The 22,738-nt window shown below is 61.9% G+C and carries 27 protein-coding genes; 15 read left to right on the top strand and 12 right to left on the bottom strand.

Translation table 11 applies throughout. The features are described 5' to 3' along the window. Positions 1 to 7: 7 nt before the first annotated feature. A complete protein-coding gene (locus J2X43_RS24160) occupies positions 8 to 805 on the bottom strand; it encodes an SDR family oxidoreductase (protein ID WP_310298402.1) in 798 nt (265 codons plus the stop codon). 149 nt (positions 806 to 954) lie between these two features. Between J2X43_RS24160 and J2X43_RS24155 the strand changes: the two genes are divergently transcribed. Continuing rightward, positions 955 to 1,446, top strand: a complete 492-nt coding sequence (locus J2X43_RS24155) for a MarR family winged helix-turn-helix transcriptional regulator (protein WP_310298400.1) — start codon at positions 955 to 957, stop codon at positions 1,444 to 1,446. Here J2X43_RS24155 and J2X43_RS24150 read toward each other — a convergent pair. From J2X43_RS24150 to J2X43_RS24140, 3 genes are all read right to left on the bottom strand, one after another. Beyond that, a complete protein-coding gene (locus J2X43_RS24150) occupies positions 1,428 to 1,772 on the bottom strand; it encodes a cupin domain-containing protein (RefSeq protein ID WP_310298397.1) in 345 nt (114 codons plus the stop codon). The genes J2X43_RS24155 and J2X43_RS24150 overlap by 19 nt on opposite strands. Positions 1,773 to 1,780: 8 nt before the next feature. Further along, a complete protein-coding gene (locus J2X43_RS24145) occupies positions 1,781 to 2,398 on the bottom strand; it encodes a LysE family transporter (protein WP_310298394.1) in 618 nt (205 codons plus the stop codon). A 77-nt stretch (positions 2,399 to 2,475) separates the two neighbouring features. Continuing rightward, positions 2,476 to 4,455: a tetratricopeptide repeat protein gene (locus tag J2X43_RS24140; protein WP_310298391.1), complete on the bottom strand. Its 1,980-nt coding sequence runs from the start codon at positions 4,453 to 4,455 to the stop codon at positions 2,476 to 2,478. A gap of 122 nt (positions 4,456 to 4,577) precedes the next feature. Between J2X43_RS24140 and J2X43_RS24135 the strand changes: the two genes are divergently transcribed. Both J2X43_RS24135 and J2X43_RS24130 read left to right on the top strand, forming a co-directional pair. After that, positions 4,578 to 5,423, top strand: coding sequence for a methyltransferase domain-containing protein (locus J2X43_RS24135; protein WP_310298388.1), 846 nt, complete (start codon positions 4,578 to 4,580; stop codon positions 5,421 to 5,423). Positions 5,424 to 5,607: 184 nt separating this feature from the next. Next, positions 5,608 to 5,928 (top strand): hypothetical protein, encoded by a 321-nt coding sequence (locus tag J2X43_RS24130; RefSeq protein ID WP_310298385.1) that lies wholly within the window; start codon positions 5,608 to 5,610, stop codon positions 5,926 to 5,928. 18 nt (positions 5,929 to 5,946) lie between these two features. Here J2X43_RS24130 and J2X43_RS24125 read toward each other — a convergent pair whose 3' ends face one another. Both J2X43_RS24125 and J2X43_RS24120 read right to left on the bottom strand, forming a co-directional pair. Then, entirely contained in the window at positions 5,947 to 7,230 is a 1,284-nt protein-coding gene (locus tag J2X43_RS24125; RefSeq protein WP_310298382.1) for an O-acetylhomoserine aminocarboxypropyltransferase, read from the bottom strand. Positions 7,231 to 7,333: 103 nt separating this feature from the next. Beyond that, a complete protein-coding gene (locus J2X43_RS24120) occupies positions 7,334 to 7,762 on the bottom strand; it encodes a CoA-binding protein (protein ID WP_112537441.1) in 429 nt (142 codons plus the stop codon). Between the two features lie 95 nt (positions 7,763 to 7,857). Here J2X43_RS24120 and J2X43_RS24115 point away from each other — a divergent pair, with 95 nt between their 5' ends. Together J2X43_RS24115 and J2X43_RS24110 are read left to right on the top strand one after the other, a co-directional pair. Then, positions 7,858 to 8,181, top strand: coding sequence for a hypothetical protein (locus J2X43_RS24115; protein ID WP_112389645.1), 324 nt, complete (start codon positions 7,858 to 7,860; stop codon positions 8,179 to 8,181). 446 nt (positions 8,182 to 8,627) lie between these two features. After that, the gene (locus J2X43_RS24110) at positions 8,628 to 9,464 is read left to right on the top strand and encodes an EamA family transporter (RefSeq protein ID WP_112389644.1); all 837 of its coding nucleotides are present in this window, start codon (positions 8,628 to 8,630) and stop codon (positions 9,462 to 9,464) included. Here the strand turns inward: J2X43_RS24110 and J2X43_RS24105 are convergent, their stop codons facing one another. After that, positions 9,465 to 10,298: an enoyl-CoA hydratase gene (locus tag J2X43_RS24105; RefSeq protein WP_310298377.1), complete on the bottom strand. Its 834-nt coding sequence runs from the start codon at positions 10,296 to 10,298 to the stop codon at positions 9,465 to 9,467. Positions 10,299 to 10,372: 74 nt separating this feature from the next. Between J2X43_RS24105 and J2X43_RS24100 the strand changes: the two genes are divergently transcribed. Next, on the top strand, positions 10,373 to 10,804 hold the full coding sequence (locus tag J2X43_RS24100; RefSeq protein ID WP_310298374.1) for a PaaI family thioesterase: 432 nt from the start codon (positions 10,373 to 10,375) through the stop codon (positions 10,802 to 10,804). A gap of 42 nt (positions 10,805 to 10,846) precedes the next feature. Here the strand turns inward: J2X43_RS24100 and J2X43_RS24095 are convergent, their stop codons facing one another. Further along, positions 10,847 to 10,999, bottom strand: a complete 153-nt coding sequence (locus J2X43_RS24095; protein ID WP_310298371.1) for a hypothetical protein — start codon at positions 10,997 to 10,999, stop codon at positions 10,847 to 10,849. A gap of 26 nt (positions 11,000 to 11,025) precedes the next feature. Here J2X43_RS24095 and rplM point away from each other — a divergent pair, with 26 nt between their 5' ends. Together rplM and rpsI are read left to right on the top strand one after the other, a co-directional pair. Then, entirely contained in the window at positions 11,026 to 11,490 is a 465-nt protein-coding gene (gene rplM, locus J2X43_RS24090) for a 50S ribosomal protein L13 (RefSeq protein WP_112389641.1), read from the top strand. 2 nt (positions 11,491 to 11,492) lie between these two features. Then, positions 11,493 to 11,960 (top strand): 30S ribosomal protein S9, encoded by a 468-nt coding sequence (gene rpsI / locus J2X43_RS24085; protein WP_112389640.1) that lies wholly within the window; start codon positions 11,493 to 11,495, stop codon positions 11,958 to 11,960. 54 nt (positions 11,961 to 12,014) lie between these two features. On the opposite strand, the gene J2X43_RS24080 is transcribed toward rpsI, so the two are convergent. Next, complete coding sequence (locus J2X43_RS24080; protein ID WP_112389747.1) at positions 12,015 to 12,392, bottom strand: VOC family protein; 378 nt, start codon at positions 12,390 to 12,392, stop codon at positions 12,015 to 12,017. Positions 12,393 to 12,681: 289 nt separating this feature from the next. Between J2X43_RS24080 and cml the strand changes: the two genes are divergently transcribed. From cml to J2X43_RS24055, 5 genes are all read left to right on the top strand, one after another. Then, on the top strand, positions 12,682 to 13,860 hold the full coding sequence (gene cml / locus J2X43_RS24075; RefSeq protein WP_310298366.1) for a CmlA/FloR family chloramphenicol efflux MFS transporter: 1,179 nt from the start codon (positions 12,682 to 12,684) through the stop codon (positions 13,858 to 13,860). 92 nt (positions 13,861 to 13,952) lie between these two features. Beyond that, the gene (locus J2X43_RS24070; protein WP_112537446.1) at positions 13,953 to 14,321 is read left to right on the top strand and encodes an antibiotic biosynthesis monooxygenase; all 369 of its coding nucleotides are present in this window, start codon (positions 13,953 to 13,955) and stop codon (positions 14,319 to 14,321) included. After that, positions 14,311 to 15,264: an agmatinase gene (speB, locus tag J2X43_RS24065; RefSeq protein ID WP_310298362.1), complete on the top strand. Its 954-nt coding sequence runs from the start codon at positions 14,311 to 14,313 to the stop codon at positions 15,262 to 15,264. Before J2X43_RS24070 ends, speB begins: the two co-directional genes overlap by 11 nt. A gap of 80 nt (positions 15,265 to 15,344) precedes the next feature. Next, entirely contained in the window at positions 15,345 to 16,268 is a 924-nt protein-coding gene (gene argC, locus J2X43_RS24060; protein WP_310298359.1) for an N-acetyl-gamma-glutamyl-phosphate reductase, read from the top strand. Positions 16,269 to 16,325: 57 nt separating this feature from the next. Beyond that, positions 16,326 to 17,111, top strand: coding sequence for a sulfite exporter TauE/SafE family protein (locus J2X43_RS24055; protein WP_310298354.1), 786 nt, complete (start codon positions 16,326 to 16,328; stop codon positions 17,109 to 17,111). A 2-nt stretch (positions 17,112 to 17,113) separates the two neighbouring features. Here J2X43_RS24055 and J2X43_RS24050 read toward each other — a convergent pair whose 3' ends face one another. Further along, entirely contained in the window at positions 17,114 to 17,521 is a 408-nt protein-coding gene (locus J2X43_RS24050; RefSeq protein ID WP_310298351.1) for a DoxX family protein, read from the bottom strand. A gap of 159 nt (positions 17,522 to 17,680) precedes the next feature. Next, positions 17,681 to 18,784, bottom strand: a complete 1,104-nt coding sequence (locus J2X43_RS24045) for a COX15/CtaA family protein (RefSeq protein WP_310298348.1) — start codon at positions 18,782 to 18,784, stop codon at positions 17,681 to 17,683. Between the two features lie 113 nt (positions 18,785 to 18,897). Here J2X43_RS24045 and J2X43_RS24040 point away from each other — a divergent pair, with 113 nt between their 5' ends. Both J2X43_RS24040 and J2X43_RS24035 read left to right on the top strand, forming a co-directional pair. After that, positions 18,898 to 19,107, top strand: a complete 210-nt coding sequence (locus tag J2X43_RS24040; RefSeq protein ID WP_112516994.1) for a DUF2842 domain-containing protein — start codon at positions 18,898 to 18,900, stop codon at positions 19,105 to 19,107. 121 nt (positions 19,108 to 19,228) lie between these two features. Beyond that, positions 19,229 to 20,467, top strand: coding sequence for a GNAT family N-acetyltransferase (locus J2X43_RS24035; RefSeq protein WP_310298344.1), 1,239 nt, complete (start codon positions 19,229 to 19,231; stop codon positions 20,465 to 20,467). A 3-nt stretch (positions 20,468 to 20,470) separates the two neighbouring features. On the opposite strand, the gene J2X43_RS24030 is transcribed toward J2X43_RS24035, so the two are convergent. Continuing rightward, the gene (locus J2X43_RS24030; RefSeq protein WP_310298340.1) at positions 20,471 to 22,615 is read right to left on the bottom strand and encodes a Wzz/FepE/Etk N-terminal domain-containing protein; all 2,145 of its coding nucleotides are present in this window, start codon (positions 22,613 to 22,615) and stop codon (positions 20,471 to 20,473) included. Positions 22,616 to 22,738 lie beyond the last annotated feature (123 nt).

Raw genomic sequence — 22,738 nt, 5'->3', positions numbered from 1 at the left:
CGGCGCCTTATGCGATGCCGTAGCGGCTGGCCGGCTTGTTGTGTGAGAGGTTGGGTCCGAGCGAATAGCGGGCGGCGTTCAACGCTTCGAAATCAGCCGGATCCGGTAGCGACGGTATGGTCACGAGTTCACCCTGATCGAAACCGGCAAGGGCCGCATCTACGAGATCGGTGACGTCCATCACCATCGACGGCGGCAGCTGATCAACGGAGCCGCCAGCGCGTTCGAAGATCTCCGTGCGGGTCAGGCCCGGAAGAACAGCCTGAACCTTGACGCCCTTCGGGCTGGCCTCGGCATGGATCGACTGGGTCAGGTTGAGCACAAAGGCCTTGCTGGCATTGTAAGTGCCGTGGAAGCGTTCAGCGAGGAATGCGACCACCGAGGCAATGTTGATGATGGCGCCCTTGCCGCGCTTCGCGAAGGTCTGCGCAGCCGCAACACCCAGCCGATTGACGGCCACGACGTTGATCTCGATCATCGTTTCGAGATAGTCGATATCATCTTCGAGCAATGCGCCTTTAGGGCCGATACCGGCATTGTTGACGAGCAGCGTAATCGCCTCGTCCTCGCGCAGGCGCTTCTCGACCTTTCGCACGTCTTCCCTGTTCGTCAGATCGGCCTGCAGGACCTCGGCCTTGATGCCGTGAGCGGCGGTGAGCTTTTCAGCCAGGGCATTCAGACGGGCTGCATCACGGGCGACCAGCAGCAGATCGTATCCGCGCCTTGCGAGACGATCGGCATAGGTGGCGCCGATACCCGAGGAGGCGCCGGTAACGAGAGCTGTACCAAGGGAGGAAGTTGACATCGTGAAATCCTTTTCGATGCGTTGGTAATTAGTGGTATATGCCACTATATTGAGATTAACGACATCTTGCGCAAGGGCGCACCGAAGAAATTATCGAAGACGATTGACGGCCGGCAGCAATCCGGTGACACCGGATCAGGAGAACGACGATGGACGAAAAAATACCGGGCTTCGAAAGCTGGACCGTTTGCAGCAACAGCGCGCTTCGCCGCGCGACCCGCCAGCTCGGGCAGCTCTATGAGGAGGTCTTTGCGCCAAGCGGGCTGAGAGGCACGCAGTTCGGGCTGCTGACGCAGATCCATATGAACGACAAGCCGTCGCTGAAATTCCTGGCCGACGGGCTGGTGATGGACCTCTCTGCCCTCGGACACACGCTGAAGCCGCTGATCCGGGACGGGCTGGTGGAGCTGGTGCCCGACGAAAAGGACAAGCGCGTCAAACGGGCGACGCTGACCGGGGCCGGACGGGCAAAATGGGAAGAAGCCAACCGTCTCTGGGCCGAAGCACGCGACCGCTTCGAAAACGCCTTCGGCGCTGAAGCGTCGGAAGAATTGCGCAAAACCCTGAACCGCATTTCCTCCCCCGCTTTCGCGGGAGAGTTTCAGGCGCTGAGGTTCGGCACTCAGACCCTGATCACATAATCCTTGCGAGTCGTTTCAACGACTTCCCACGTTCCGTTGAAGCCGGGTCTGAGGATCATGCGGTCGCCGGCCTTGAGATGCACCGGTTCGCCGCCGTCTTCGGTGACGATCGAATACCCCGACAGCACGTTGAAATATTCCCACTCATCGTAGGAAATCCGCCATTTACCGGGTGTCGCTTCCCAAATGCCGGCATAGAGGCCGCCTTCGGCTTCTTCCAGGTTCCAGGTGCGGAACTGCGGATTGCCGGAAACGATGCGGTCGGCGGCGGGCGCGCCCACTTCGGGCTCGACGGACGCCGGGTCGAATACGAGTTGATGCGGCATGCGGTCTCCTATCGGGCAGATGTCAGAAGCTTGACGCCGAATCCCATGAAAATGAGGCCGGCCATCGCGTCGATGCGCCGGCGTCCCCGCGCGTAGGCGCCTGAGACTGCGGGGTTGCGCAACACCGTCAGAACGAAGGTGTACCAAAGCGAGGACACCAGAACCATCGTCACCACGGCCAGAGCGCCATGCACCCAGGAATGGTCGGCAGGCAGGGTGGCGGCAAAGAGACTGGCGACGAAGACGGCCGATTTCGGGTTGGCGAGATTGGTTATCAGGCCGGAATAGAAGGCCTGCCGGCTGCTCATGGCGGGGTGGACCACAGGTTCGCCCAGCGTTGCGGACTTGCTGTAGGTCTTCCACAAAAGCTTGGCGCCGAGCCAGAGAAGATAGGCACCGCCGGCGATCTTCAGGAACAGATAGGCAAAGGGTGCGGCCGAGAACAAGGCGCTGATGCCGAGCCAGCCGGCAAGCCCCCAGCAGACCGTGCCCAGGATGACCCCGGCGATGACCGCGACCGCGGCACGCGTCGAGCCCTCCAGCGCCGTGCGCACGACGATGAAGAAATTCGGCCCCGGCGTGATAGCGGCGACCGCCCAGATTGCGGCAACGGAGAGAAGAAACATGGCTTGATGAGACTCGCGGAAATGGTTTCAGACCAGAACCTTAGAGGCTTTGGATGGCTTGGCCAAGTGGGACGGAATCACGTCAGCCCGATGCGCGTCGCGGCTTCCCGGAACAAGGCCTGGTCCACCGGCACGAGATGAAAAGCGGCGAAGAAATCGGCCAGATGATAGCCGGAATACCGCTGGCGGATCGCCGCGACATGCGCCCGCCCCTCATCAAGCCGCCCGCCAACGGCAAGGCAGAGCGCGGCGATGGCCATGATATGCACGTGCGCGTTGGGGCGCATCGCGGCCTTTGCGGCCCGATCGGCAGCCTCCTCGTATCGACCAAGGCGCACCAGAGCGATCGCCCGGCTTGCCAGCATTCCAAACAGCATCGGATCGTAGGGGCTGAGGGACTGCGACTGGTCTGCAGAAAGGATGGCGGCCTGCGGATCCCCGGACTGGCAGTGCACGAAGGCCAGTGAATAGTGCGCGAAGGCAAAGCTCGGGCTGAGATCGACGGACTGACGCAGCTCCTCGATCGACTGGTCATGCAGCTTGCGCAGCCATAGCGCCCGGCCGATCGACAGGTGGGCGGCCGGATCGCGGTCGTCGGCAAGCAATGCCTGGCTGGCCGTCCGGTAGGCCAGTTCCGCCTGTTCGTCGCGGTCGGCCCAATGCTGGAAGGCATTCTGGAAATGCGTGAACGAAAGCCCGGCATGGGCGCGCGCGAAGGTGGGATCGAGGCTGATCGCCCGTTCGAAAAATTGCTGCGCCTGATCGTTGTCGGCCTTGGTGAAGCGGAACATGTGCCAGAGACCGCGGTGATGCGCTTCCCAGGCATCCAGCGAATTGGGCGGTTTGAGGAAGGCGCGGTTGCGCTCCTGCGTTTCGATCTCCCGCTCGATCGAGGCGACGACGCGGCTACCGATCTCCTCCAGCAGCAGAAGGGTCTCTCCAGCATTCTGGTCGAACGCGTCGGACCATACGATCGTGTTGGACCGCGCCTCGATCAGTTCCAGCCGGATGATGATGCGGGTTCCGGTGCGCTCGAAGATACCGTTGACCACGTAATCGACGTTGAGGGCAGCGGCGATGTCTTCGGACGAGCGCATCCGCTCCCGCAGCGCGAACATCGTTCCCTGGGCAATGACCTTCAGCGTGCGGAGCTTCGCGAGCCGGGAAATGATGTCATAGACAAGCGCATCCGACGTGCCGCCGGGTATGGCGAGCACCGACATGTCGTTGAAGGGCATGACGGCGATCGAGGCGCGGCGGCGGTTATCGGCAGGCGTTTCCGATGGCGGCGTTTCAGGTGCCGTGGATGCCACGGCGCCAGGTTTGGCAGGTTTTCTGCGAAGGTCTTCCCAGAGAGCGCGCAGAGACGCGGTCTCGATGCCCTCGGTGGCAAAGGACCGCAACGTGGCCTCAAAGTGTTCGCCTGCATCGCGAAGCCGTCCCTCGGTCGCGAGCGCCGACAGCAGTAATTCGTGAGGCCGGAGATCGAAGGGTGCCAACTCGATCCAGCGGTCGAGATAAGGCAGTCGTTCGGCACCGGCCAAAACCTCGACGATATGGGCGAGGATATCCGCCTGCATGTCGCGGAAGCGGCGGCGCTGGGAAATCAGCCATGTTTCGAAGGCCGGAAGTCTGTCGATCGCGAGGCCATCCAGGAACTCGCCCGAGGCGCGATCGGCAAGTGACGCCAGCATTGCGACCGGCACGCCGTCGAACCCGGCGCGGGCCGCCAGAGCGACCTCGACCGCATCGACGGCACAGCCGGTGAGATCAAGGGCGACCGTATCGCCCTGCACGATCACGCGCTCGCCGATCAGGGCGCGGATGCGGCTCAGGCACCAGCGCAACTCGCCGCGCGGATCGTCGGCGACATCCCAGAAGAGGTCGCAGAGCTGTGCCCTGCCCTGCGCATAGGGCGAGAGGATCAGATAGGCGAGCAAGGCGCGGACTTTGCGCGACCCCGGCAGCTTCACCTCGGCACCGTCGCGGCGGACCGTCATCGGCCCGAGAAGGCAGATTTCCAGTGGCGGCCGTTCGTGCCGCCCGGATATTTCCACGGTTGTTCCCACGCCTGATGACACGGCGTCCCCCATGGTCACCGCCTATACCGGAAGCGTCCGGCGGCTTGATGCACGGCGGCGGTATTCACAATTCAACAATCTGATCCAGGGAGAGAAGAATGTCCACTTCCGCGGCTCTTGCCGGCACACCCGCTCAACCGATGGCCGATCTCGCAGCCCTGAAGGCCCGCCAGCGGGGCGCCTGGTCTTCGGGCGATTACGCCGTCGTCGGCACCACCTTGCAGATCGTCGGCGAAAGCCTGTGCGAGGCGCTGGATCTGCGCGCCGGGTGCACGGTTCTCGACGTCGCTGCCGGCAACGGCAACGGCTCGCTGGCCGCCGCGCGCCGCTGGTGTGCGGTGACGGCGACCGACTATGTCCCGGCTCTCCTGGAAAAGGCGAAGGAACGGGCAAAGGCCGATCGCCTGATGATGGAGTTTCAGGAGGCGGATGCCGAGAACCTGCCCTTCGCGGACCAGAGCTTCGACTATGCGATGTCGATCTTCGGGGTGATGTTCACCCCCGATCAGGAGCGCGCGGCCGCCGAACTGCTGCGGGTTTGCAAGAGCGGCGGATCGATCGGCCTTGCGAACTGGACGCCCGACGGCTTCATCGGACAGCTGTTCAAGACCATCGGACGCCACGTGCCGCCACCAACAGGCGCCCGCTCGCCTGCGCTTTGGGGCACGCGTGCCCGGCTTGAGGAGCTGTTTCCATCAAGCAAGGCATCGGTCGTCGCGACGCCGCGCCAGTTCGTATTTCGCTACAAGTCCTCAGCGCATTGGCTGGATGTCTTCCGGACGTTCTACGGGCCGGTTCTCAAGGCCTTCGGCACGCTCGATGCTACCGGGCAAAAGGTGCTGGCGGCCGAGCTCATGGAGCTTGCTGCCCGTTTCAACCGGGCCGAGGACGGTACCATGGTGGTTCCGAGCGAGTATCTGGAAGTGGTGATCATGAGACGCTGAGATGGGCTGCCGCGCCGATAAGCCGGCGTCACGCCGGTGTCACGCGACGGCAGAGCTAATTTATGATTAGCTCATCTTGAGGGGCTGGGGGCCGCTCGATGCGAAAAGGGGTCCGCCGTGGTAGGGCGTGGCGGGCCCCTTTCGCGTTCGTGCGCTGGAACAGCAGAAAAATCACGAGGCATGCATGTCCGGGACGAACGAGTTCATCGCGGAGGTGACGAGGGCTGCCAACGAGGTCCAAACACTTGGGCCGAATGATGCGCGGCGCTTCATCCTTCGATCCGTAAGCACAATACGCGAAATGCGCCAGCTTGTCGGGATTCCGAGCAACGGAAGCTACGACACCGTCTTCGATCTCCTGAAGATCGCGACCTCGGCCGGCCAGCAGCCGCCGAGCGACCTGGCAAGAGCGCTGCTGATGGCAGCCGACATGATGCGCACGCTACACATGGTTATCGACAGCCGCGACGCCATTTCGCTCACCGGCATCTGCCAGTCGCGATAGCGCCGCGGCAGCGCGTCATCAGATCTTGGCGAGCGACTGCTCGAGATCGGCGATGATGTCCTTGACGTCCTCGATACCGACGGAGAGACGCACGACATCAGGACCGGCGCCGGCGGCGATCCGCTGTTCGTCGGTCAGCTGGCGGTGCGTCGTCGAGGCCGGGTGGATCACCAGCGAGCGGGTGTCGCCGATATTGGCGAGATGCGAGAAGAGCTCCAGCCCCTCGACGAAGGTCTTGCCGGCCTCGTAGCCGCCCTTGATGCCGAAGGTGAAGACCGATCCGGCGCCCTTTGGCGAATAGCGCTGCTGCACTGCGTGGTTCGGATCATCATCGAGACCGGCATAATTGACCCAGGCTACCTTGCTGTGCGCCTTCAGCCATTTGGCGACCGCGATGGCATTGTCACTGTGGCGCTGCATACGCAGCGGCAGCGTTTCGATGCCGGTCAGGATCAGGAATGCGTTGAAGGGCGCAATTGCCGGGCCGAGATCGCGCAGGCCGAGTACGCGGCAAGCGATTGCAAAGGCGAAATTGCCGAAAGTCGAGTGCAGCACGACGCCGTTATATTCCGGGCGCGGGCTCGACAGCATCGGGTAATTGCCCGATTTCGACCAATCGAACGTGCCGCCATCGACGATGATGCCGCCCATCGAATTGCCATGGCCGCCGAGGAATTTGGTGAGCGAGTGGATTACGATATCGGCGCCGTGTTCGATCGGGCGGATGAGATAGGGCGAGGCCATCGTGTTGTCGACGATCAGCGGCAGGCCGTGCCTGTGCGCCACTTCCGCAATCGCAGCGATATCAACGAAAGTACCGCCCGGATTGGCAAGGCTCTCGATGAAGATCGCGCGGGTGTTGCCGTCGATATGCTTCTCGAAGCTCGCCGGATCCTCGACATCGCCCCAGCGGACCTGCCAGCCGAAATTATCGAAGGCATGGCCGAACTGGTTGATCGAGCCGCCATAGAGGCGCTTGGCGGCGACGAAATTGTCGCCCGGGCGCATGATCGTGTGGAAAACGATCATCTGCGCGGCGTGACCCGATGCGACAGCGAGCGCGGCGGTGCCGCCCTCAAGTGCTGCGACACGCTCTTCGAGCACCGCCTGAGTCGGGTTCATGATGCGGGTATAGATGTTGCCGAATGCCTGCAGGCCGAAGAGCGCGGCGGCGTGGTCGGCGTCGTTGAAGACGTAAGCCGTGGTCTGGTAGATCGGCGTGGCACGGGCGCCAGTCGCCGGATCGGGCTGCGCGCCCGCGTGGATTGCCAGTGTGTTGAAGCCTGGATTGTTCGTTGCCATGCCGTCCTCCCATTGCGTTGAATGGCGGCAGCATAGCCAAGGCGGAGCAAATGTTAATCGCCTGACGTTTCAACCGTCGGGAGAAATGTGGAAAATCCGTTCGCTATCCGGCAAGCCGCGGAATTTCGATTGCCGGGCAGCGGTCCATCACCACCTTGATGCCGCCGGCCTCGGCGCGGCGGGCTGCATCGTCGTCGCGCACGCCGAGCTGAGCCCAGATCACCCGCGGGCGAACGGCCAGCGCCAGAGTTTCGGTCACCACCTCCTGCAGATATTCGGAGGCGCGGAACACATCGACCATATCGACGGGAACAGGAATATCCTCGAGCCTGCCGTAGACCATCTGCCCATGGATCGTCTTGCCCGCCTGCCCCGGATTGACCGGGATCACCTCGTAGCCGCGTGACAGGAGATAACCCATCACGCCATTGCTCGGGCGCGCCGGGTTCGGCGAAGCGCCGGTCAGCGCAATCGTCTTCACCGAATTCAGAATTTCGGCGATGTAGGCATCGCTGTAATGATCATGATCCATCGGTCCATCCCCCGCAGCCATTTTTTCACCCGGTTGAAACCTGCAGTTCTTTCAGGCGTATATATAACCATACGGGTTCCAAGGAGGAATGGCCCATGAAAAAACTTGTGCTGACAATTGCGATCGTGCTGGCGGCCTCGCCGTCCTTCGCGATCTCGCGGCTCAATCCGCTGTCGATGACCTGCCAGAGCGCGCGCGCCGCCATCCACAATCAGGGCGCCGTGATCTTCCGCTGGACCTCACCGCGCGGACTGCCGCTCTATGACCGGTTCGTGCGCAACAGCCGCTTCTGCGACGCCAATGAGTATGCCGAGTGGAAAAACATCCCGACGCGTGACGACCGGTCCTGCCCGGTCCTCAACTGCCAGAACATCGACAACCTGGACGGGACATTTCTTGTTCCGAACCACTCATTGTAACGTATCGATGCGTGTTGGAAACCGTTCTCACAGTGCTGAAAGGCGCATGCCTACTCGCGCCTTTCAGAATCGATTGTGCCGAAATGCACCCTATGGGCGCACAATCTACGGCATACCAAAGTAATAGAATAATCTCTATATTTCAGCAAGATAACTAAATGGTGAAATAGACCGTAAGGCGATGTTCACTTTTTGTTTTTTCTTTAAGCCAGCTTCGTTCCCGCATATATTAGAGACACCTCACAGTTGAGTGGATGAAATCAAAATAAACGCATCGGGAGTGCACGCGGGGCGGGTCCATTCAAGACGCAATCTCCTCGCCTGCGGCACCGTTCCCGGCGATAATCATAGCGTCAGGTTGCAAAATAATCCGGGTGCATTGATTTTCGGCGTGGCGAAGCTCATACCGCTGATGTTCTCCCGCCTCCCCGCTCCGGTTTGCGATCTTGCCCCTCGACGTCATTCTTCTGGTTCTCTTCGGCGCCCTTCTCCACGCGACATGGAACGCCATTATCAAGGCCGGCACCGACAAGTCGCTCGACGCGGCATTGATCTCTGCAGGCGGCGCAGTCGCTGCACTTCCCTTCCTGGCATTTTTGCCGCTGCCGAATGCTGCGGCCTGGCCGTTCATCGGCGTCTCCGCCATCCTGCAATTTGCCTATTTCCAGCTGGTTGCCGGTGCCTACCGGGCGGGTGACATCGGGCTCGTCTATCCGCTGATGCGCGGTTGCGCACCTCTGCTGATCGCCGCCACAAGCAGCTTCGTGCTCGGCGAAACGCTGTCAGGCGGTGCACTGATCGGAACGATGACGATCTGCGCCGGCATCCTGACGCTCGCCTTCGAAGCCAGACACGGCAGCCGCCACGCCATCATGCTGGCCCTGATCAATGCCTGCGTGATAGCCACTTACACCTATGTCGATGGCATCGGCGCACGGATATCCGGTAATGCGATCTCCTATACGCTGTGGATGTCGCTGCTGCCGCCGGTCCTCTTGTTTGCCTGGGCGATATCGCGGCGCGGCGCCCGCGTGGTCGCCATCCACGTGCGCGTTCACTGGTGGCGCGGCCTGATTGGCGGCTCGGGCTCGATCGCCTCCTACGGACTGGCGCTCTGGGCTATGACCAAAGCCCCGGTCGCGACCGTCGCCGCGCTGCGCGAAACCTCGATCCTCTTTGCGCTAGTGATCTCGGTCGTCGTGCTGAAAGAGCGCGCCAGCCCCTGGCGCTACCTCGCCGGCGTGATCATTGCCATGGGCGGGCTGATCTTGAAGCTGGGGTAGTCACTCCTCCGGCCAGACAGGGATGCGCTTGCCGAGGAAAGCGCCGATTCCTTCTTCCGCGTCATCAGTCAGCATGCTGTCGACCATGACTTCGGCGGCGAAAGTGTAGGCTTCCTCGACCGGCATTTCGAGTTGGCGATAGAAGGCTTCCTTGCCGATGCGGATCGCTTCCGGTGACTTCGAGGCGATGACGGAGGCGTATTTCGTCACCACCTGGGTCAAGTATTGTTTCGGCACGATGCGGTTGACCAAACCGAAATCCTTGGCGGTCGAGGCGTCGATGGTCTCGCCGGTCAGCAGCATTTCCATCGCCTGCTTGCGATGCGCGGCCCGGGATATCGCAACCATCGGCGTCGAGCAGAACAGGCCGATATTGACGCCCGGCGTGCAGAAGGTCGCGGTGTCGGTGCAGATCGCCAGATCGCAGGACGCAACAAGCTGGCAGCCGGCGGCGGTCGCCAGACCGTCGATCTCGGCGATCACCGGTTTCGGCAGGCGGGTGATTTCCAGCATCAGATCCGCGGCAAGCGCAAAGCTCTCCTCGAAGAAGGCAACGCCATCATCGGCATCAGTGCGATGCGCCGTCAGCTCCTTCAGGTCGTGCCCGGCAGAGAAGACGTTGCCGGTAGAGGCGATGATGACGACGCGCACCGACGAATCCTCGCCGGCGGCCTGCAACTCGCCCATCAGCGTTTCCAGGACGGCGATCGACAGCGCATTGGCCGGCGGATTGTTCAGGGTGAGCCTGAGAACCCCGTCATTCAGCTGGCGCAGCACCAGTGCACCCCCGCCCGCCTTGTCTGGATCTTTCCGGAAGGAAACGACTTCGGCCATTGGTCTAACTCCCTGCAATCATCTTTCGTGCTAGATGTTCTGCCACAGCGTGCCGGCAATTTCGAGGTGAACAGATGCAACCGGTCATGACGATCGACGAGGTCCACCGTTTTCTGGAGACGGACTTTCCGCAGATCCATACGGACGGGCGGGTGCTCAAGGTGATCGACATCGCGCCCGGCAAGGCTTCGATGCGGCTCGACCCGGCAGAACGGCATCTGCGGCCGGGCGGGACGATTTCAGGACCGGCGCTCTTCACCCTGGCGGATGTCACCGCCTATGTCGCAGTGCTCTCGCATATCGGCCCTGTGGCGCTTGCCGTCACCACGAATCTCAACATCAACTTCCTCAGATTGCCGAAGCCGGAACCGACCTTCTGCACCTGCCGGATTCTCAAGCTCGGAAGGCGTCTGGCAGTGATCGAAGCATCGATATTTCAGCGCGATGAGAGCGAATTGATCGCTCACGCCACCGCCACCTACTCGATTCCACCTCGGGAAATATGAGGTATCATAATACCATATACCTATCGTATTGATATTGCTTGTCTATTTTTTCAGATAGCCGATTGCGCGATATTGACCCGGGAAAGGGTTGCCTTTATACACACCGCCAGAACGCAGCCTTTCCGGGCTGCTTTCTTTTTGGCTGTCTCCGGACACCAAACCAAGCAACAAGAAACGCCCTTCGCCTTCGGGCATGAGGGATCCAAAAGAGAGTAACTACTATGGCAACTTTCTCCCAGAAGCCTGCAGAGGTGGAGAAGAAGTGGGTCATCATCGACGCCGAAGGGCTTGTCGTTGGCCGTCTCGCTTCCGTAATCGCTATGCGTCTGCGCGGCAAGCACAAGGCAACCTTCACGCCTCACGTTGACGACGGCGACAACGTCATCGTCATCAATGCAGACAAGGTCGTCTTCACCGGCAAGAAGTATTCCGACAAGGTTTACTACTGGCACACCGGCTATGCTGGCGGCATCAAGGAACGTACTGCTCGCCAGATCATCGAAGGCCGCTTCCCGGAGCGCGTTCTCGAAAAGGCTGTTGAGCGCATGGTTCCGCGCGGCCCGCTCGGTCGCCGCCAGATGAAGAACCTGCGCGTTTACGCTGGTTCCAACCATCCTCACGAAGCACAGCAGCCCGTCGTTCTCGACGTCGCCAAGCTGAACAAAAAGAATGTAAGGAGCGCCTAAGAATGGCTGACCTCTCCTCCCTGAAGGATCTCGGCACGTCTTCCGAAGCAGCTGCTCCGGTTCACGTCCGTAAGGTCGACTCGCTTGGCCGTTCCTACGCGACCGGCAAGCGCAAGAACGCTGTCGCCCGCGTATGGCTCAAGGCCGGCTCCGGCAAGATCATCGTCAACGGCAAGGAATTCACCGAATACTTTGCACGTCCGGTTCTGCAGATGATCCTGCGCCAGCCGATCTTCGCTGCCGCCCGCGACGGCCAGTTCGACATCATCGCAACGGTTGCAGGCGGCGGTCTTTCCGGCCAGGCCGGTGCCGTTCGTCACGGTCTCTCCAAGGCCCTCACCTACTTCGAGCCGGGCCTGCGTCCGGTCCTGAAGAAGGGTGGCTTCCTGACCCGCGACAGCCGCGTCGTCGAGCGTAAGAAGTACGGTAAGGCCAAGGCCCGCCGTTCGTTCCAGTTCTCGAAGCGCTAATCGCTTCTGGACATTGCTTTGCGGAAAGGCCGGGCTTTTGCCCGGCTTTTTTGTTTATTCAGGTTTGAAGAAGAATGCCTCGAGCCGGTAGCCATCCGGATCGATGATGAAGGCCGCATAGTAGAACTGGCCGTAGTCCGGGCGAATCCCCGGTGTGCCGTTATCTTCGCCGCCGTTCGCCACGCCGGCAGCATAGAACGCATTCACGGCTTCTTCGCTGGGTGCCGTGAAGCAGAAATGCAGGCCCGAGCCGCGATCGGCGGGAACCGGGCGCGCCACCTGACTGACCCAGAAAGCAGGCTTGTCGGCGCCATAGCCCACCGTGCCATCGAAATTCGACAGCCGCTCATAGCCGAGCGGCGCCAGCAACGCATCGTAGAACTGGCGCGATCTCTCGAGATCCTTCACTCCGATCGATACGTGATCGAACATGCCCATCCGTCTCTCCTCTTCGGTTGAACCAAGCTTCTTTGAAGCGATGAATGAAGTCAACGGACGCCGTGCGGGCTCGCGGCGGTGCTTGATCGCCATCGGCAGGACTGCTAGACCGGCGGCAAGTTTTCACCTGACAAGGCAGGAGCTGATATGGGAGGCATCCCGTCCGCAGACAGATAGGCCGCAGCAACCTTTTGATGTTGTTGCGGCGTCTGTCCCATCTATCCAGACTGCGATGAGAAGGCAGATCGCCGCCGAATGAACTCGTTCGAGCGGATGAATACTTATGTCTTCCCGAAATAAAAACTGGACCTATTCCCTGCCTGCAGCACTGCTGCTCTTGGCACCCTTCGATATCCTCGCGTCCCTTGCCATGGATATCTACCTCCCCGTTGTTCCCCATATGCCGGCCGCGCTCGGCACCTCACCTGGCGTCATCCAGATGACGCTCAGCCTCTACATGCTGATCCTTGGCGCCGGACAACTGCTCTTCGGCCCGCTTTCCGATCGCGCCGGAAGGCGGCCGGTCCTGCTTGGCGGTGCGCTGCTCTTTGCCCTCTCCTCGCTCCTGCTGGCGGCGACCTCATCGGCCTCCGCCTTCGTTGCGCTCAGGCTGCTGCAAGCCGCCGGGGCATCGGCAGCACTTGTGGCGACATTCGCAACGGTGCGGGATGTCTATGCCACACGGCCGGAAAGTGCGGTGATCTACAGCCTGCTCGGGGCCATCCTGTCTTTCGTCCCGGCCCTTGGGCCGATCGCCGGCGCGCTGATTGCAGATCATTTCGGATGGCGCATGATCTTCACGGTGCTTGGCGCGATGATGCTGGTGGCGATCATCAATGCATTTGCCGGCTGGCACGAGACGAGACCAGCGACGGCGGCGAGCACGGTGATCGATGTGCGACCCATTCTGGCAAGCGGGACGTTCTGGACCTACACGATAGGATCCAGCGCGGCGTTGGGTTCGTTCTTCGTCTTCTTCTCGACAGCCCCACGGGTGCTGATCGAAAAAGCCGGGCTCTCGCAAATGGCCTTCAGCCTCTCCTTCGCCACAGCCGCCATCGTGATGATCGCCGCCGCCCGCTTCGCAGGCCGTCTGGTGAGGGTTTGGGGAACGGCGGGCAGCCTTGCGCGCGGCATGGGGCTGCTGCTTCTCGGCGCCTTGCTCCTCGCTCTCGGTGAATTCTTCCTTGCCCCATCTTTCGTCAGCTTCGTGCTTCCGATGTGGGTCATCTCGGCCGGTATCGTGCTCATCATGGCGGTGACAGCCAACGGAGCGCTGGCGGCGTTCGGCTACAAGGCGGGAACTGCAGTGGCTCTTTATTCCTGCATCCAGAGCCTCATCGTCGTCGTCGCAGGCACGGCCTTCGTGCTGTTGTTGAACGATGAAACGGCGTGGCCATTGGCGAGCTATTGCACCGCGTCGGCGGCCGTGACGCTGATCGCGCTTCGCCGTATTTGCTGACCCTGCAACCATGGAGGCGGCGGCAGGTTCGCCGCCTCTCACTTGCAATCGGCTGGATCCTCGCCTAGGCCTTTTCCCGAAGAGGAATTGCCATGCCGACCCCGCCCTCACCCTTTGCCGAGACCCCGCAGCCGCCCTATTACGTCGTCACCTTTTCCTCGATCCGCACTGCGGGCGATCAGGGATATGAGGCGATGGCCGATCGCATGGCCGAGCTTGCGCTGCAGCAGCCGGGCTGTCTCGGGGCCGAGAGTGCGCGGGATGCGGATGGCTTCGGCATCACCAATTCCTATTGGGCCGACGAGGAAAGCCTGAAGGCGTGGAAACAGGTTGCCAGCCACCTCGCCGCCCAGCGGATCGGCCGCGATCGCTGGTACAGGCAATACAAGGTTCGCATCGCGCGCGTCGAACGCGCCTATGAATTCACCGCCCCGGAGGAAGGGAGCCCCAATGGCCAATAAGACCATCGACCACGCCTTTACCGCGACCAGCCTGACATCGGCAGCGAGCGATCCGACCTTTGCCGGCGCGCTCTCCTTCATGCGCCGGCGGTTTACCAAGGATCTTGCGGGCGTCGACGTTGCCGTCTGGGGCGTGCCTTTCGATGCCGCAGTCTCCAACCGCCCGGGCACGCGCTTCGGACCGCAGGCGATCCGCCGGGCGTCGGCGATCTTCGACAACGATCCGCAATATCCGTTCAACCGCGACCTCTTCACCGATATGGCGGTCATCGACTATGGCGACTGCCTTCTCGACTACGGCAATCACCAGGAAACGCCTGCGGCGATCGAGCGCCAGGCGCAAACAATCCTCGACAGCGGCGCGTTCATGCTGACGCTCGGCGGCGATCATTACGTGACCTGGCCGATCCTCAAGGCGCATGCCGCCAAGCATGGACCGCTGGCGCTGGTCCAGTTCGACGCGCATCAGGACACCTGGCTCGACGATGCCGGGCGCATCGACCACGGCTCCTTCGTCGCCCGCGCGGTGCGCGACGGCATCATCGATCCCGACCGTTCGATCCAGATCGGCATCCGCACCCATGCGCCCGATGACTGCGGCATCGCCATCCTCTACGGCCATCAGGTCGAGGACATGAGCGCCTCAGAGATCGCCTCGACGATCATTTCGCACACCAAGGGCGCTCCCGCCTATCTGACCTTCGATATCGATTGCCTCGATCCGGCTTTCGCACCCGGCACCGGCACGCCGGTTGCGGGCGGCCCGTCGAGCGCCAAGATCCTCTCGGTCCTGCAGCGGCTGCATCAGCTCGATATCCGCGGCGCCGATGTCGTCGAGGTATCCCCGCCCTATGACCATGCCGATGTCACCGCCATTGCGGGGGCGACGGTCGCGATGTATATGCTGGGCCTTCACGCCGAGAGGCGCGCAGCCGCCAAATGACGGCTGTTATCAAACTGATTCAACTTCATGGCAAACTGATTCCGGAACAGTCCGGAACTCATTGAAAGCGCAGGATTATCATGGCAGCGAAGATATTCATCGATGGCGAAGCTGGTACGACGGGTCTGCAGATCCGCGAGCGCCTGGCTGGCCGCCGTGATATCGAACTGCTGTCGATCCCGGCTGAAAGCCGCAAGGACAAGGCTGTCCGCGCCGAGCTTCTGAACAAGGCTGACGTCGCGATCCTCTGCCTGCCTGACGATGCCGCCAAGGAAAGCGTCAGCCTGATCGAGAACGACACGACCAAGGTGATCGACGCCTCGACGGCGCATCGCGTTGCCGAAGGCTGGGCCTATGGCTTTGCGGAACTCAGCAAGGATCAAGCCGGTGTCATCGCCTCGGCCAAGCGTGTCGCCAATCCGGGCTGCTGGCCGCAGGGCCCGATCGCCATGCTGCGTCCGCTTATCGAAGGCGGTCTGGTGCCCGCTGATTACCCTGTCACCGTCAACGGCATCTCGGGTTACAGCGGCGGCGGCCGGACGATGATCGAGGATTATGTCGCCAAGGGCGAAGACGCGCCTGAATACATGCCCTACGGCCTGAGCTTCAAGCACAAGCACCTGCCGGAGCTGCAGCGCTATGCCAAGCTCGGCCGCGTGCCGTTCTTCCAGCCGGTCGTCGGCAATTTCGCGCAGGGCATGGTCGTCACCGTGCCGCTGCAGCTGTCGCATCTGGAAAAGGTGCCGACGGGCGCTGAAATCCACGCGGCGATCGCCGACTATTTCGCTGGAATCAAGGGTGTCGTCGAAGTGGCGCCGTTCGAGACGACCGAGCGCACGGCCGATCTCAACCCGGAGATCTACAACGACACCAACCGCATGCGCCTGCACGTCTTCGCCAATGATGCGAATGCACAGGCGCTGCTGGTCGCCGTCTATGACAATCTCGGCAAGGGTGCCTCGGGTGCTGCCGTGCAGAACATGGACCTGATGATCGGCGCGTGATTTGGCGGGTGGCCGCGCCTGGCGCGGCCACCTCCCTCCGCATATGTCCAGGCCACGATGCTCCTCTCCTTCGACGCTCTCTCCTCTTGGCTTTCATCCGCGCTGCCGGATCACGGCGTTCACGCGCTGATAGCGTTCGCCTTCATTGCCGGACTGGCGCGCGGCTTTTCCGGTTTCGGAGCGGCGCTGATCTTCATTCCGCTTGGCGGCGCGATCGTCGGGCCGAAGCTGATCTCGCCGGTGCTGTTGGTGATCGACGGCCTGGCGACCCTCGGCATGATCCCGGATGCCTGGCGCAATTCGAACCGGCGCGAGGTCTTCGTCATGGCGGCGGGTGCGGTACTTGGCGTTCCAGCGGGAACGGTCGTGCTGACGCTGATGGATCCGCTGGTGCTGCGCTGGATCATCTGCGGCACGGCAATCTGCCTGCTCGCACTTCTGATCTCCGGCTGGCGCTATCACGGCGAGCCGTCGGCACGGCTGAGTTCCGGCGTCGGCCTGCTTGCCGGGCTCTTCAGCGGTGCGGCCCAGCTCGGCGGGCCGCCCGTCGTCGCCTATTGGCTCGGGGGCAAGAGCAATTTTCAGCGCGTCCGCGCCAACGTCATCTTCTACTTCTCGATCTCCAGCATTTTCACGACGATCAGCTACTACGTAGGCGGCCTGTTCGTGCAGGCGGTATTTGCGCTGACGATCGTCATTCTTCCGGCCTATGCGGCTGGGCTCTACGGCGGTTCGAAGCTTTTCGGCCTGGCGAAAGAAAGCACCTTCCGCCTGACCTGCTATCTGCTGATCGCCGCATCGGCGATCTTCGGCATGCCTGCGCTGGACGGCATCCTGCGCTAACGTCAGGCAGGCCTGCGCAACAGGCCAAGGTTGACGCTCAGCTTTTCGCCCGGGCCATGCGCAAAGGCAAACAGCAGTCCGGCAAGAAATGTGAAGTGATCGACGAAGAAGCCGAATTCGGCCTGGTTGCCTTCCCAACGGTTCGGACCGTGGAACGCGAAAGCGAGGAAGATCACGTAGACACCGGCAGCGAGCGACGCCTCGCTGAAGAAGGCGCCGCTCAGCAGTGCGACAGCAAGCCCGACCTCGAAGAAGGCAGCGATCCAGGACAGCAGCAGCGGCAGCGGAAAACCCGCGGCGGCAATATAACCGGCGGTCGCTCCCATATCCATGAATTTGAAGCTTGCCGCCATGACGAACAGGCCGCCGAAAATCAGCCGTGCCACGAGAATTGCGATTGTCTTACCCATTGTCCTACCCTCTTTTGCGGCCGAAGCCGTGTGAACTATGCCACAAGGACGGATGGTGGCGAGGGTTGCCGACAATGACGCATGCGAATTTTCCGGCAAAATCGAAAAAGCCGCGGAGCGTCTGCACCGCGGCTTGAAACATGCGGACACGAATAGGCGTCAGTCGCGTTCGGCGATCGTGGTCTGCCGCGAGAACTCCCCGTAATAGCCGCGCCAGTTGGCGATGGCGAAGCCGAAGACGACGAGCGCGCCGCCCTGATGCAGCAGGCCCCAATGCAGCGGCACGTGCAGCAGCAGCGTGGTAATGCCGATCGCCGCCTGGATGGTCACCAGCGCGAAGAGCACGACGGCGCGGCGCGCATGCGTCGTTGCCGATGCGGCGCGCAGGGCGATCACCATGTTGATCAGCGTCAGCGCAAACAGCGTGTAGGCGCCGACACGGTGGATGAACTGAACGGTCTTCGGGTTCTCGAAGAAGTTGATCCAGGCAGGCTGCTGGATCAGCAGATCGCCCGGAACGACGGAACCATCCATCAGTGGCCATGTATTGTAGGTGAAACCGGCATCGAGACCGGCGACGAGCGCGCCGAGATAGATCTGGAACAGCGCGAAAATGGCGATCACGGCCGCCCAGCGTCTGGAGCTCTGCGTCGGCGCTGCATCATCGGAATGCGGCGAGAGCCCCCGCATGATCCACATGCAGGAGGCAAAGATCAGACAGGCCATGACCAGATGGGTCGCAAGGCGATATTGGCTGACATCGGTGCGCACGGAGAGACCGGAGGACACCATCCACCAGCCGATGAAGCCCTGCAGACCGCCGAGCGCCAGAATACCCGCGAGCGGCCAGCGCAGGCGGCGCTCCACCTTGCCGGTGATCCAGAAATAGAGAAGCGGCAGGCCGAAGATGACGCCGATGCCGCGAGCAATCAGCCGGTGTGCCCACTCCCACCAAAAGATGCCCTTGAACTCTTCGACCGTCATGTCGCTGTTCAGCTGCTGGAATTCGGGAATGCGCTGGTAGAGCTTGAATTCCTCGTCCCATTCCGTGGCATTCAGCGGCGGAATGACGCCGTGGATCGGCTTCCATTCGGTGATCGACAAGCCGGAATTGGTCAGCCGCGTGGCGCCCCCGACCAGCACCAGACAGAAGAGCGCCAGAAGCACGAAACCCAGCCAGATGCGAATGGCGCGGCGGTTGCGGTCCTGCTTGCGGACTTCGCCCCGGATTGCCTGCTCGATGGTCATATTCGCGACGGCCATGATTGCTCCTTCGTTACGGCAGTTGATTTGCCCCAGCGGCTCATGCAAAACAAGCCCCGAACCTTTGCGGCATGCCGTCGCGCTGTCCAAGCAACCCGGAAGATTGAATTGATATGCCCGTTCGCCTGCGCAAATTCATCGGCACGATCCTGATCATCGTCCTCGTGCTCGCCTATGCGCTGATCGCGAATACGATCGCCGTCGCCACGCTTGGCGAGGCGCCGTGGTGGGGCCACCTGCTCTATTTCGCGCTGACCGGCATGCTCTGGGTGCTTCCCGCCATGCTGATCATCAAGTGGATGGCCGGGCCGAAGCAGCAATAGCGCATTAACGCGCAGATAACCGTGATCGGCGGAAAAGCGCGCGCCACGGCCTGCGTTTAAATCCTCGATAGGCTCCGCAGCGCTATATCCTCTGGCAAGCAATCTTGACCGGAGAATTCCCGTGCGGACCCAGAAGCTCGATGCCGACCAGCAGCCGCTCGACGACGCAGGCAAGGCCGACGCCGGCATTTCGCGGCCGAGGTCGCTCAGCGCCAAGCTGGCGATCGCCGAACTGGATGTAAGCGTCCACGATGCGATGGAGCCGCTGGAGCGCGATTGGCGGACGCTGGAGAAGGACCACCTCACCTCTCTGCATCAGGGCTATGAATGGTGCCGCTCCTGGGTGCGCGCCTACAAACGGCCGCTGGCAATCCTCAAGGGCAGTACGCATGGCAAAGTTGCCTTCATCCTGCCGGTCGAGATCGATAGCAGCCACGGCGTCCGGATCGCCCGCTTCATCGGCGCCGATCACAGCAATATCAACACCGGCCTGTTTTCCGAACATTTCCTGGAAGCCTTTGAAGACCTTGATCCTCCGCGCTTTGCCGAAATCCTAAAACAGGCGCTGCAGGGCAAAGCCGATCTTCTGCTGCTGCAGAACATTCCGCTCGAATGGCGCGGGCGACGAAACCCGCTCGGCCTGCTGCCGATGGTGCAAAACCAGAACCATGCCTATCAGCTGCCGCTGCTCGACAATTTCGAGGCAACGCTGAAGCAGGTGAATGCCAAGAGCCGCCGCAAGAAGTTCCGCGTCCAGTCGAAGCGGCTGGAGGCCGTCGGCGGGTTCGACTATGTGGATGGGGGCGCGGCTGGCGAACAGCACGCGCTGCTCGACCTGTTCTTCAAGCAGAAGGCGGAGCGCTTCCGCACCCTCGGTCTGCCCGACGTTTTTGCCGATGCTGAGACGAAAGCCTTCCTGCACGGCCTTATCGATATTCGCGACGGCGGCGACTACGGCCTGGAAATGCATGCGTTGCGGCTGAAGGGCGAGCTTGCGGGCAAGATTGCCGCGGTTTCAGGTATCTCGCGCAAGGGCGATCACATTATCTGCCAGTTCGGCGCGATCGATGAGAGCCTGGTACCGGATTCGAGCCCCGGCGAATTTCTCTATTGGCAGATGATATCGGGGCTGCAGGGCAAGGGCGTATCGCTCTTCGACTTCGGCCTTGGAGACCAGACCTACAAGCGCTCTTGGGCGCCTGTCGAAACCAGCCATCACGATGCGGTTCTGCCGCTGTCGCTGAAGGGATCTATCGCCGGTGCGGCGCATCGCGCCATCACCAGAAGCAAGGCCTTCATCAAGGCCCGGCCGGGTTTCTATCGTGCCGCCCAGCGCGTTCGCGCCAGGATCGGCATCTGATCGTCACGCCGCGTGGCGGGCAACATCAGGCTCGACGGCTTCCCCGCCCGACATCAGCACGACGCGCTGATAGCCGGCCTTTTCGAACTCCGTCATGGCATGGACGAACTCGTCCTCCAACACTTCGGGCATCGACAGGATGATTTCGACATCCTTGCTGCGGGTCAGGCGCGAGACGCCGGCCACGTCGGCCGCGCCGCATTCGACGACGACGATATCGTAGGCCGACATCAGCGCATCGAGAAGCAGCGAGAGCCGATCGGCCCCGCGCATGGCCTGACGCACGTCGCTGGTCCCCTGCGGAATGAGATGGGCGTCCGAGGCGCGGTCGCCGTGGATCGTATCGCCGAAAGCGGCAACGCCGCAAAGCAGATCGGTCACACCGGGCGCTTCCAGATCTTCGGCCATCAGAACCGTCGGATAACCGGAGCCGGTCATATCAACCAGAATGGTGCGCTGGCCGGATGCCGAGAGCTTGCGGGCCAGCGCGACAGTGGCAGCAGATCCATCGTCACCAACGGGTGATATGGCGATTGCCAGCGGCGCTCGGCTGCTCGTCAGATATTCGGCAACGGAGCCGATCGAGAATTCGTTGCCGTCAACGGGCTCTACGGTTTCTGCCGACTCTTCGACAACCACGTCTTCCTCGTGTGCAGACAGCATGCTCGGCGCCGCGCGCTTGGACTTGACCGGCGCAGCAACGGCGAGCAGTTCGTCTTCAGTCCGAGCCGCCGGGACGGCGGATACACCGACGGGACGCAGTGCGCGGCCGCTGAAAAGCTCTGCCAGCATGATGAAGATCGAGGTGAGGATCAGCGTTGCGAAGGTCGCGACAATGACGATCGGCACGACCTTCGGGAAATAGGGATCGACCGGCTGGACAGCCTTGGAAACGACGCGGGCATCGGCCGGGCTTGAATTGCTGTCGGCGCGCGAGGCGGCTTCGCGGTAACGGACGAGATAGGTTTCGAGCAGCTGGCGCTGGGCATTGGCTTCGCGCTGCAGGGCATTGAGGCCGACTTCGTCTTCACCGGCCTTGGCGCTATTCTGCTGAAGCGTAGTGGACTGGCGCTCGAGCTCGGCGGCACGAAGATCGGCGACCTTCGATTCGTTCTCGATGCTGGTCAGGATCTTCTGCGTCTCCTGGCGGATCTGCGTCTTGATGTCGGCCAGCTGTGCCCGCAGGCTGCGAAGTCGCGGGTGGTTGTTGAGCAGCGACGTGCTGAGATCGGAAATCTGCGACTGCAGGCCGGACTCGGTGCCCTTCAGGCGCTGCATCGACTGTGATGCCATGATATCCGGCAGCGTATCGGACGGTGCGCCCGACGACAGGGCATTGCGAACGGCCTGTGCGCGGGCCTCGGCATTGGCCTTCTCGCCACGGACGCGCGTCAGCTCCGCGGAAATATCGTTCAGCTGCTGGGTCGGGAAATTGCTGCCGCCATTGGTGGGCAGCAAGCCATATACCGAGCGGTATTCGGCAACCTTCTGCTCGGCATCGCTGACCTTCTGACGCAGGCTTTCGATCTCGGGCTCCAGCCAGCGGGTCGCTTCGGAATTGGAATCGAGCTTCGCGCCGCTCTGGGTGGCAAGATAGACGGAGGCCATCGCATTCGGGATGCGGGCGGCGAGCTTCGGATCCTTGGAGGTGAAGTTGATGCCGATGACGCGGGAGCCCGGCACCTGGAAGACCTGCAGGCGCTCCGTGAACGCATCGATGACGCGTTCTTCCGGCGGGTTCTCGGCCGGGTTCTTTTTCAGATGCAGTGCGATCAGGATATCGGTCAGCGCCGAACCGTTGGCGGCCTCGTCGAATTCGGGAAGCTCGTAAAGCTTCTCGCTGTTGATGACCTTCTTGATCAGATCGGCCGATTGCAGCAGCTGCACCTGGCTGGCGATGTTCAGTTCGTCCAGCAGCGGCCCGGCATTGGCGTCGGCAGACTGGGTGTTGGCGAAGGCCGGTGCGCGCTGTTCGATCAGCAACCGCGTTTCGCCGCGGTATTTCGGAGCAATCATCTTGGCGCCGGCAAAAGCGACCCCTGCCCCGACCAGCGTGATCGCGACGACCTTGAGCCGCCGTTCCCATACCGCACGGACAAGCTGGCCAAGATCGATATCGACATCCTGATTACCCGTTACGCCGGACATACTCGCACTCCAAGGACAAAGGTGTGGCGAAGGGTAAACGACTATAGTAACCCAAGCGTTAATTACCGGCTGGGCAAGTAAGGCGCCCAAACCTGCCGTCTTCCAAAAAATCCTGCAAATTTT

The organism is Rhizobium sp. BE258, assembly GCF_031457345.1.
Taxonomy (GTDB): domain Bacteria; phylum Pseudomonadota; class Alphaproteobacteria; order Rhizobiales; family Rhizobiaceae; genus Rhizobium.
This window is presented reverse-complemented; position numbering and strand designations above follow the sequence as displayed.

What these genes read in the sequence shown, in the direction of transcription:
- J2X43_RS24160 (WP_310298402.1), bottom strand. Translation starts at nt 805, where the DNA reads ATGTCAACTTCCTCCCTTGGTACAGCTCTCGTTACCGGCGCCTCCTCG.
- J2X43_RS24155 (WP_310298400.1), top strand. Translation starts at nt 955, where the DNA reads ATGGACGAAAAAATACCGGGCTTCGAAAGCTGGACCGTTTGCAGCAAC.
- J2X43_RS24150 (WP_310298397.1), bottom strand. Translation starts at nt 1,772, where the DNA reads ATGCCGCATCAACTCGTATTCGACCCGGCGTCCGTCGAGCCCGAAGTG.
- J2X43_RS24145 (WP_310298394.1), bottom strand. Translation starts at nt 2,398, where the DNA reads ATGTTTCTTCTCTCCGTTGCCGCAATCTGGGCGGTCGCCGCTATCACG.
- J2X43_RS24135 (WP_310298388.1), top strand. Translation starts at nt 4,578, where the DNA reads ATGTCCACTTCCGCGGCTCTTGCCGGCACACCCGCTCAACCGATGGCC.
- J2X43_RS24130 (WP_310298385.1), top strand. Translation starts at nt 5,608, where the DNA reads ATGTCCGGGACGAACGAGTTCATCGCGGAGGTGACGAGGGCTGCCAAC.
- J2X43_RS24125 (WP_310298382.1), bottom strand. Translation starts at nt 7,230, where the DNA reads ATGGCAACGAACAATCCAGGCTTCAACACACTGGCAATCCACGCGGGC.
- J2X43_RS24120 (WP_112537441.1), bottom strand. Translation starts at nt 7,762, where the DNA reads ATGGATCATGATCATTACAGCGATGCCTACATCGCCGAAATTCTGAAT.
- J2X43_RS24115 (WP_112389645.1), top strand. Translation starts at nt 7,858, where the DNA reads ATGAAAAAACTTGTGCTGACAATTGCGATCGTGCTGGCGGCCTCGCCG.
- J2X43_RS24105 (WP_310298377.1), bottom strand. Translation starts at nt 10,298, where the DNA reads ATGGCCGAAGTCGTTTCCTTCCGGAAAGATCCAGACAAGGCGGGCGGG.
- J2X43_RS24100 (WP_310298374.1), top strand. Translation starts at nt 10,373, where the DNA reads ATGCAACCGGTCATGACGATCGACGAGGTCCACCGTTTTCTGGAGACG.
- J2X43_RS24095 (WP_310298371.1), bottom strand. Translation starts at nt 10,999, where the DNA reads ATGCCCGAAGGCGAAGGGCGTTTCTTGTTGCTTGGTTTGGTGTCCGGA.
- rplM (WP_112389641.1), top strand. Translation starts at nt 11,026, where the DNA reads ATGGCAACTTTCTCCCAGAAGCCTGCAGAGGTGGAGAAGAAGTGGGTC.
- rpsI (WP_112389640.1), top strand. Translation starts at nt 11,493, where the DNA reads ATGGCTGACCTCTCCTCCCTGAAGGATCTCGGCACGTCTTCCGAAGCA.
- J2X43_RS24080 (WP_112389747.1), bottom strand. Translation starts at nt 12,392, where the DNA reads ATGTTCGATCACGTATCGATCGGAGTGAAGGATCTCGAGAGATCGCGC.
- cml (WP_310298366.1), top strand. Translation starts at nt 12,682, where the DNA reads ATGTCTTCCCGAAATAAAAACTGGACCTATTCCCTGCCTGCAGCACTG.
- J2X43_RS24070 (WP_112537446.1), top strand. Translation starts at nt 13,953, where the DNA reads ATGCCGACCCCGCCCTCACCCTTTGCCGAGACCCCGCAGCCGCCCTAT.
- speB (WP_310298362.1), top strand. Translation starts at nt 14,311, where the DNA reads ATGGCCAATAAGACCATCGACCACGCCTTTACCGCGACCAGCCTGACA.
- argC (WP_310298359.1), top strand. Translation starts at nt 15,345, where the DNA reads ATGGCAGCGAAGATATTCATCGATGGCGAAGCTGGTACGACGGGTCTG.
- J2X43_RS24055 (WP_310298354.1), top strand. Translation starts at nt 16,326, where the DNA reads ATGCTCCTCTCCTTCGACGCTCTCTCCTCTTGGCTTTCATCCGCGCTG.
- J2X43_RS24050 (WP_310298351.1), bottom strand. Translation starts at nt 17,521, where the DNA reads ATGGGTAAGACAATCGCAATTCTCGTGGCACGGCTGATTTTCGGCGGC.
- J2X43_RS24045 (WP_310298348.1), bottom strand. Translation starts at nt 18,784, where the DNA reads ATGGCCGTCGCGAATATGACCATCGAGCAGGCAATCCGGGGCGAAGTC.
- J2X43_RS24040 (WP_112516994.1), top strand. Translation starts at nt 18,898, where the DNA reads ATGCCCGTTCGCCTGCGCAAATTCATCGGCACGATCCTGATCATCGTC.
- J2X43_RS24030 (WP_310298340.1), bottom strand. Translation starts at nt 22,615, where the DNA reads ATGTCCGGCGTAACGGGTAATCAGGATGTCGATATCGATCTTGGCCAG.